The sequence below is a fragment of the Kitasatospora sp. NPDC001225 genome, assembly GCF_053597855.1.
The window spans coordinates 1-7,973 of the sequence record NZ_JBSFJC010000228.1 but is presented as its reverse complement, the minus strand read 5'-3'; the positions used below and the strand labels follow the sequence as shown (position 1 = coordinate 7,973).

Annotated in this window: 4 protein-coding genes; 2 read left to right on the top strand and 2 right to left on the bottom strand. The window is 74.3% G+C overall.

Translation table 11 applies throughout. The features are described from left to right. Nucleotides 1-174 precede the first annotated feature (174 nt). Nucleotides 175-2,424, top strand: coding sequence for an MMPL family transporter (locus ACWDCZ_RS37760; RefSeq protein ID WP_449818290.1), 2,250 nt, complete (start codon nt 175-177; stop codon nt 2,422-2,424). On the opposite strand, the gene ACWDCZ_RS37755 is transcribed toward ACWDCZ_RS37760, so the two are convergent. Next, nucleotides 2,421-3,755, bottom strand: a complete 1,335-nt coding sequence (locus ACWDCZ_RS37755; RefSeq protein WP_449818289.1) for a M14 family zinc carboxypeptidase — start codon at nt 3,753-3,755, stop codon at nt 2,421-2,423. The genes ACWDCZ_RS37760 and ACWDCZ_RS37755 overlap by 4 nt on opposite strands. 126 nt (nt 3,756-3,881) lie before the next feature. Continuing rightward, nucleotides 3,882-7,001, bottom strand: coding sequence for a phosphocholine-specific phospholipase C (locus tag ACWDCZ_RS37750; protein WP_380740261.1), 3,120 nt, complete (start codon nt 6,999-7,001; stop codon nt 3,882-3,884). Nucleotides 7,002-7,281: 280 nt separating this feature from the next. Here ACWDCZ_RS37750 and ACWDCZ_RS37745 point away from each other — a divergent pair, with 280 nt between their 5' ends. Then, nucleotides 7,282-7,932, top strand: coding sequence for a CatB-related O-acetyltransferase (locus tag ACWDCZ_RS37745; protein ID WP_117491136.1), 651 nt, complete (start codon nt 7,282-7,284; stop codon nt 7,930-7,932). Nucleotides 7,933-7,973 lie beyond the last annotated feature (41 nt).

Sequence of the window (7,973 nt, the reverse complement as noted above, 5' to 3'; positions counted from 1 at the left end):
GGACGTGCTCAGGACGGTGGGGCGGGCCCCCGGGGCGGGGCGGCCGGTGCGGTCGGCCCCGGGCCGCCGGGGCCGTAGGGGCGACTACCCGCCGGTACCCGTGGCGGACCGCGGGCCGTCGGGGACACTGCGCCGAATCGGCGCACCGCCGTGCAGGAGACCCGGGAGCCTTCCATGCCGCCGTCCGCCCGCCCCGCCCCCTCGGCCGCCGCGCCACCGGCCCGGCGCTCGGCGCTGCGCCGCCTGGGCGAGTGGTGCGCGCGCCACTGGCTGACCGTCATCCTGCTGTGGCTCGTCGCCCTGGCCGGCGTCCAGGCCGCCAACCGGGCCGTCGGCGGCTCCTACTCGGACGACTTCTCGCTGCCCGGCACCCAGGCGCAGCAGGGCCGGAGCGTGTTGCAGGCGCACGAGCCGGCCGCGGCGGGCACCAGTTCCCAGGTGGTGCTGCACGACGCGGCGCAGCTGACGGGCTTCCAGCCGCAGATCGCCGAGGCGGTGGCGGCGCTGCAGCAGCTGCCGCACGTGCTGTCGGTGCAGAGTCCGCTGCCGCCGCCGGGGCAGGGCCCGGTGCCGGGCGGACCGCTGTCCGCCGACGGGCTGACCGGGTACCTGACCGTGCGGTTCGACACCAATCCGACGCTGCTGGGCAAGGACTACCTGCCGGGGGTGGACGCGGCGGTGGCGCCGCTGCGGGCGGCCGGGGTGCAGGTGGAGTACGGGGGTCCGCTGGGCGAGTTGGCCCGGCCGGCGGCGGACGACCGGTCCAGCGAGGTGATCGGTTTCGCGGTGGCGGTGGTGGTGCTGCTGGTGGGGTTCGGCAGTGCGATCGCGGCGGGGCTGCCGCTGCTGACGGCGCTGGTCGCGGTGGTGGTCGGGCTGGGGGTGCTGGGGCTGGTGGCGGCGCTGTCGACGTTCGCGACCGTGGCGCCGACGCTGGCGACGATGATCGGCATCGGGGTGGGGATCGACTACGCGCTGTTCCTGCTGACCCGTCACCGGCAGAACCTGATGGACGGGGTGGATCCGGTGGCCTCGGCCGGGCAGGCGGTGGCCACCAGTGGGCGGGCGGTGCTGGTCTCCGGCTGCACGGTGGTCATCGCGCTGTCCGGGCTGTCGGTGTCGGGGATCTCCTTCATCGCCAAGCTGGGGGCGGCGGCGGCCGTCACGGTGGTGTCGGCGGTGCTGGGGGCGCTGACCCTGCTGCCGGCGCTGATGGGGCTGATCGGGCGCCGGATGGACCGGTTCGCGGTGCGCCGTCCGGTCGCCGAGGCGGGCGGGGACGGGCAGGGCGGGGACGGGCAGGGCGGGGACGGGCGGGGCGGGGCGTGGCACCGCTACGCCCGGCGGGTGGAGGCGCGGCCGTGGTGGTACCTGGTGGCCGGGGTGGTGGTGCTGGCGGTGCTGTCCGTCCCGCTGTTCTCCATCCAGCTGGGCCACATCGGCGACGGCGCGGACTCCACGGACTTCACCGACCGGCGGGCCTACGACCTGATGTCGCAGGCCTTCGGGCCGGGTTCGAACGCGCCGCTGACGGTGGTGGTCGACCAGGGCGCGGTGCCCGCCGACGCGCGGGCGGGGGTGCAGGCCTCGGTGCAGCGGGCGCTCACCGGCCTGCCCGGCGCCGCGAGCAGCACCCCTCTGCAGACCAGCCCGGACGGTGAGGTGCTGTTCGCCACCGTCGTCCCGGCGGGCGCCCCGCAGGACCGGGCGACCACCGACCTGGTGAACCGGCTGGCGGACACGGTGCTGCCCGGCGCGGTGGCCGGCAGCGGCGCGCGGACGTACGTGACCGGCAACACCGCGGCGCAGGTCGACTTCCTGGACATCGTGTCGAGCCGGCTGGTGCCGATCATCGCGGTGGTGGTCGGGCTGGCCTTCCTGATCATCCTGCTGGTCTTCCGCGGCGTGCTGGTCGCGGTCAAGGCGGCGGTGCTCAACCTGCTGTCGATCGCGGCCTCGTACGGGGTGGTGGTGGCGGTGTTCCAGTGGGGCTGGGGCGGGCCGGCGCTGGGGGTGGGGGGGAAGGTCCCGATCGAGAGCTACGTGCCGATGATGATGTTCGCGATCGTCTTCGGGCTGAGCATGGACTACGAGATCTTCCTGCTCTCCCGGGTGCACGAGGCCTGGCTGCGCACCGGGCACAGTCGGGACGCGGTGGCGCACGCGCTGGAGATCACCGCGCGGGTGATCACCTGCGCGGCGCTGATCATGGTGAGCGTGTTCGCCGCGTTCGTCGTCAGCGACAACGTCGTCATCAAGATGATGGGTCTGGGCCTGGCGGTGAGCGTGCTGGTGGACGCGACGGTGGTGCGGCTGCTGCTGGTCCCGGCGGTGATGACGCTGCTGGGCTCGGCGGCCTGGTGGACGCCGCGGTTCCTGGACCGGGTGCTGCCGCACATCGACACCGAGGGCACCAACGCCTAACTCGCCGGGTGGCGCAGGGCGACGGCGGCGCGGACGGTGGCGGCCTGGTGGGCGGCCTGGCGGGCGACGGGGAGCCAGACGGGCTGGAAGGTCCGCTGGTACTGGGCGCACCAGTCGCGCAGGAGGTGGTCGAGGCGGGCGGCCTGGGGTGCGGCGGGGGCGCCGGCGACGCGGACGGCGCGGCGCAGCAGGGCGGCGGCGCGGACCGGGACGCGGTGGGCCCACAGGTCGATGCCGGTGAGGCGGGCGCGGGTGATCGGGGTCTGTAGGAGCTCCTGTCCGTGGCCGTCCGGGTCCCATGCGTCGGCGAGTTGACGCAGGGCGGTGAGCGGGGTGCGGGCGGCGCGCAGCAGGGGGGTGTCGGGGTTTCGCACGTGGGGCAGGGCGGCGTCGAGGAGTGCGGTGAGGAGTGTGCCGCGGTGGCGCAGGCGGTCGGCGCAGGTGCGCAGGTACAGGCGGACGCCGGTGGCGGGGCGGCTGTCGCCGAGGTGGGCGCTGGTGAAGGCGGGGACTTCGACGAGGACGGTCTGGCCGCCGTGGCGCTGGGGGGCGAACCAGGTGCCGGCGCGGGCTTCGTCGGCGCCGTGGTGGGGGGTGAGGACGCCGGTGGTGGTCTCCTGCCGGTCGATGTGGTGGGGGGTCATGAGGTAGACGCCGGGGCCGGATTCGTGCAGGCGGAAGGTGTCGAAGTTGCCGGTCTCGACGGGGATGCCGTGGTGGGCGGCGGAGCGGGCGAAGGGGTGGGCGAGGGCGGCGGGGTCGCTGGTGGCCTGGAGGAAGGTGCCGCCGACGTCGGTGCTGTGGAGGGAGAACTGGAGGGTGGGGCGCAGTTCGTCGATGAGGTCGAGGAGGGTGCGGCTCTCGGGGAGGTCGGCGCCGGCGGCGGGGGCCCATTCGGGCTGTTCCTCGGCGGCGGGGCGGTAGTAGTGGGCGAAGTAGTCGGGCAGGGTGCGGGCGTGGCGGCTGCCGTCGGCGAGGTGGGCGCCGTCGGGGTCGAGGCAGAGCAGGAAGTGCCAGGCGAGGTACGGGTTTTGGGACGTGAGGGCGTGGTGGGCGAGGTCGTTGACGGCGGCGCGGGCGGCGAACTCGTCGGCGTGGGCGCCGGCGACGAGGAGGAGGTTGTGCGGGGCGCGGCCGGTTCGGTGCGGGGCGGGGCCGACGGTCAGCAGGGTCAGGGGGCGTCCGGCGCGGGAGGTGCCGACGGTGCGCACCCGGCAGCGGTCGGGCCGGTGGGCGGCCAACTGGTGGGCGGTGGCGGCGAGTTCGTCGAGGCTCGGGTAGCGGTCGTGGAGCTTGGCGGCCCGGCCGGCCGGGGTCGTCGTGTCGGTCACCTTCGGTTTCCTCCCCTGTGGTCGTGGCAGTAGTTCTACCTGGCACGCGGGGCCGCCGGTACGGGTCGGGCCCGCCCGGGCGCGGTGGCTCGGGCGGGCCCGGTCGGGCGGGAGGGGCTGGAGGGGTCAGTCGGTGACGGGGCGGGTGTCGAGGCGGATGTGGTCGACGGCCCAGTACCAGTTGTTGCCGGCGTCGTACATGCGGAACCGGAGGGTCACCGAGCGGGCTCCGGCGGGGACGGCGAGGCTGCGGGTGATCCGGGTGTTCTGGACGTCCTTGCCGGCGTTGTCGTTGCCGGTGGCGTCGGAGCTGTAGGCGAGCAGGCGGGTCTCGGTGCCGTTGTCGAAGACGGCGGTGACGGAGGCCTTCTGCGGGGCCTCCTGGCGGTAGTGGGAGTCGAAGGCGAGGTGGAGGGTGTCGGTGCCGGCCGGGATGGCGACGGCGGGCGAGACCAGGGTGGAGTCGAAGACGCCCTTGCGGGAGGGCGAGCCGGTGTCGTCCCAGTCGTCGGGGTCGGCGACGGCGACGACGCCCAGGGCGCGGGTGAAGTTGCCGCGGTCCTGGGCGCCGAGGGCGGCCCATTCGCGCTTGGTGTGGAAGGTCCAGCCCTGGAGGCGGACGGTGCCCTGGGGCATGGCGGGGGCGTTGACGACCGTCCAGCCCTTGGGGGCCTGGGCGGTCCAGCCGAGCAGGCCGGATTCCGGCTTGAGGGCGCCGGCGAGGGATTCGAAGTCCTCGTCGAGGAGGTGGCCGGTCATCGCCGGGGCGGGGCGGGCGGCGAGTTCGCCGTCGGCGAGGGCGAGGCGGCCGTCGGCCTGGGCGCGGGCGGTGACCAGCAGGCGGTGGGTGGCGCCGGCGGGCAGTTGGGCGGGCGGGGTGACCTGCCAGACGGCGGTGGCGGTGGCGCCGGCGGCGAGCTTGTCGGGTGCGGCGGTGACGGTGGTGGCCGTCCAGCCGGGCGGGAGCAGCGGCTGGGTCTCCAGGCGGGTGAGGGCGGTGGTGGCGGTGAGGGTGGCGGTGACGGTGGCGGGGCGGCCGGGCAGCAGGACGGGTTCGTCGATGGTGGTGGAGGCGGCGCCGAGGGCGAGGTCGACGGTGAGGGGGTCGGCCAGGCCGAGGGCGGGGTCGGTGACGGTGCGGTCGTCCCAGGGGAAGCGGCCGGCGATGCGGCGGCGGAAGGCGAGGTCGCCCTGGACGGCGACGGCGACGTCGTACCAGCCCTCGGGGCCGACCTTGAGGTTGACGGTGCGGTCGTCGCCGGCCGCGACCCGGACCTCGCGCAGGCCGTCGCCGTAGGCGAGGTCGCCGACGAGGAAGGTCTGGGCGGTGCGCGAGCGGTTGATGACGTCGACCTCCAGGACCTTGCCGCCGCCCTCCTCGGAGAGCGAGACCTCGTAGCCGGAGGCGGTGTCGCCGCGCAGGTGCCACAGGGCGCCGTCGGGGCCGTGGACGCGCAGGTCGTAGCCGGCCGGGCCGACCTTCCAGACGTCGGACAGGCGGCTCCGGGCGGCGACGGTGTAGTGCTTGGGGGCCTCGCCGGGGGCGGGGTAGACGGCGAAGACGGCGCCCTGGCGGCCCTGGTTGACGAAGTCGAGGGTGAGTTCGTCGCCCTTGAGGCGGGGCTTGACCAGCAGGTTGTAGGGGGCGGGGCGGGAGGAGCGGGTGCCGCGCTGCTGTTGGGGGAAGGTCTGCGGGCTGGGCACGGTGGGGGCGGGGAGCTTGCCGGTGTCGTCGACCTTGCGGCGGTTGCCGCTGGTGTCGGGCAGCTGCGGCCAGGCGGGGTTGCGGCCGGAGAAGTCGAAGACGTTGGTGAGGTCGCCGCAGACGGCGCGCCGCCAGGGGCTGATGTTGGGTTCCTGGACGCCGAAGCGCTGTTCCAGGAAGCGCAGGACGGAGGTGTGGTCGTAGACGGTGGAGTCGACGACGCCGCCGCGGGTCCACGGGGAGACGACGACCATCGGCACCCGGACGCCCAGGCCCATCGGGTAGGGGCCGGAGACCAGGGTCTCGCCGGCGGGGAGGGTGGCGGACCAGCCGAGGGTGCCGTCGGCGGCCTTGACCCGGTACTTCCCGTCCTGGCCCACCACCCGGTGGTAGGTGGAGCCGCCCTTGGCGACGCGGACGACGACCTCGCCGTCGACCGGGACGTTGGACTTGCCGCGGCCGTCGGCCAGCGGCGGGACGGGCGGCAGCTGGTGGTCGAAGAAGCCGCCGTGCTCGTCGTAGTTGAGGATGAAGACGGTCTTCTGGAACACCTCGGGCTTGGCGGCGAGCGCGGAGAGCAGCCGGGCGGTGAGGTGTTCGCCGTTCGGCGGCGCGTAGTTGGCGTGCTCGGACAGGGCGGCGGGGGCGACGATCCAGGAGACCTGCGGGAGGCGGTCGGCCTGGACGTCGGCGGTGAAGGCCTCGACGAGGGCGTCGCCCATGGCGAACGGGTCCTTCGCCTTGGCCGGGTCGCCGACGGCGCGCATGCCGCGCTCGTACAGCGGCTCGCCGGGCTTGGCCTTGACGAAGGGGGTGAACCAGGCGAGGGCGTTGTCGTCGAAGTTGTCGAGGGCCTGGTAGGTCCTCCAGCTGACGCCGGCCTTCTCCAGGCGCTCGGCGTAGGTGGTCCACTCGTAGCCGCCGGGGATCTCGGTGTTGTCGGTCACCGGGGTGTCCCGCACGGTGCCGCCGCTGGTGCCGGTCATCGCGTGGTCGCGGTTGGTGTTGGTGTTGCACTGCGTCGAGGAGTAGTAGGCGTCGCAGACCGTGAACACCGAGGCGAGGGCGTGGTAGAAGGGCATGTCGGCGGACTCGTAGTAGCCCTGGCCGAGCCAGCCGGAGGAGCGGCGGGTGACGGAGCCGTCGGCGCGCCCGTCGTTCCAGGCGCTCATCGAGTCGCCGTAGCCGAAGGACGGCGCGCCCTGCTGGTAGGCGCTGGTGTGGGCGGCGTTCATCGCAAAGGGCAGCAGGTAGCCCTCCTTGCGGCCGGGGTCGGGCTGGTGGAACACCGAGCGGCCGTCGACGCCGCGTACGGCGGTGCGGTCGCCGAAGCCGCGCACGCCCGCCAGGGTGCCGAAGTAGTGGTCGAAGGCGCGGTTCTCCTGCATGAACACCACGACGTGCTGGATGTCCGCCAGCCGTCCGGGCCGGGCCGGTGCGGCGAGGGCCTGCTGGACGCTGATGGGGAGGGCGGACAGCACCGCGGCCGCCGCCGCGCCGCCGAGGACGCTGCGGCGCGACAGTTCGGGCTTCGGACTCATCGGGGTGGGGCTCCTTGCTGACGGACCGCGGGTCTTCGGTACGGGGGCCGGCCGCGCGGTTCGGACCGGACCCGTTATGTGTACGAGACCGAAGTGGACGCGGCCGTGGTGTCCGATGACCGGCCGATGACCGTCAGGAGGCTCCGAGCTGTACAGACAACTTGACGTCATTTGATCAAGGAAGGCGGCCGGTGCGGGGAAACCCGCCGGACCGCCGCGCCGTCCGATGGATCATGGAACCCCTGATGTCCCGTCAACACGAGAGCGGTGCCCCCTGGTGATCCCCGCCGTGCCCGACCCGACCGTGCTGCACCCCTTCCCCGAACAGCCGCGGGTGGTGCTCCTCAAGCCGCTGCTCACCTCGCCGCTGATCGAGGTCGGCGAGTACTCGTACTACGACGACCCGGACGACCCGACGGCCTTCCAGACCCGCAACGTGCTCTACCACTACGGGCCGGAGAAGCTCGTCATCGGGAGGTTCTGCGCCTTCGCCACCGGGGTGCGGTTCGTCATGAACGGCGCCAACCACCGGATGGACGGGCCCTCCACCTTCCCCTTCCCCATCATGGGCGGCTCCTGGGCCGAGCACCTCGACCTGATCACCGGCCTGCCCGGGCGCGGCGACACCGTCGTCGGCCACGACGTGTGGCTCGGCTACCGCGTCACCGTCATGCCCGGGGTGCGCATCGGCCACGGCGCCGTCGTCGCCGCCGGATCCGTCGTCACCTCCGACATCCCCGACTACGCCGTCGCCGGCGGCAACCCGGCCAAGGTGATCCGGCTGCGGTACGACGAGGCCGACATCGCCCGCCTGCTGGACCTCGCCTGGTGGCACTGGCCCGCCGAGCACCTCACCCGCCACCTGCGCACCGTCATGTCCGGCACCGTCGACGAGCTGGCGGCCGCCGCGCCCGGCATGCCCGGCGCCTGATCCCGCGTACGGTGCCGGGCCCGCGGCCGGGGCCGCTCCCC

Excerpts from the sequence above, each read along its gene's own strand:
- ACWDCZ_RS37750 (WP_380740261.1), bottom strand. The coding sequence starts at position 7,001 with ATGAGTCCGAAGCCCGAACTGTCGCGCCGCAGCGTCCTCGGCGGCGCG.
- ACWDCZ_RS37760 (WP_449818290.1), top strand. The coding sequence starts at position 175 with ATGCCGCCGTCCGCCCGCCCCGCCCCCTCGGCCGCCGCGCCACCGGCC.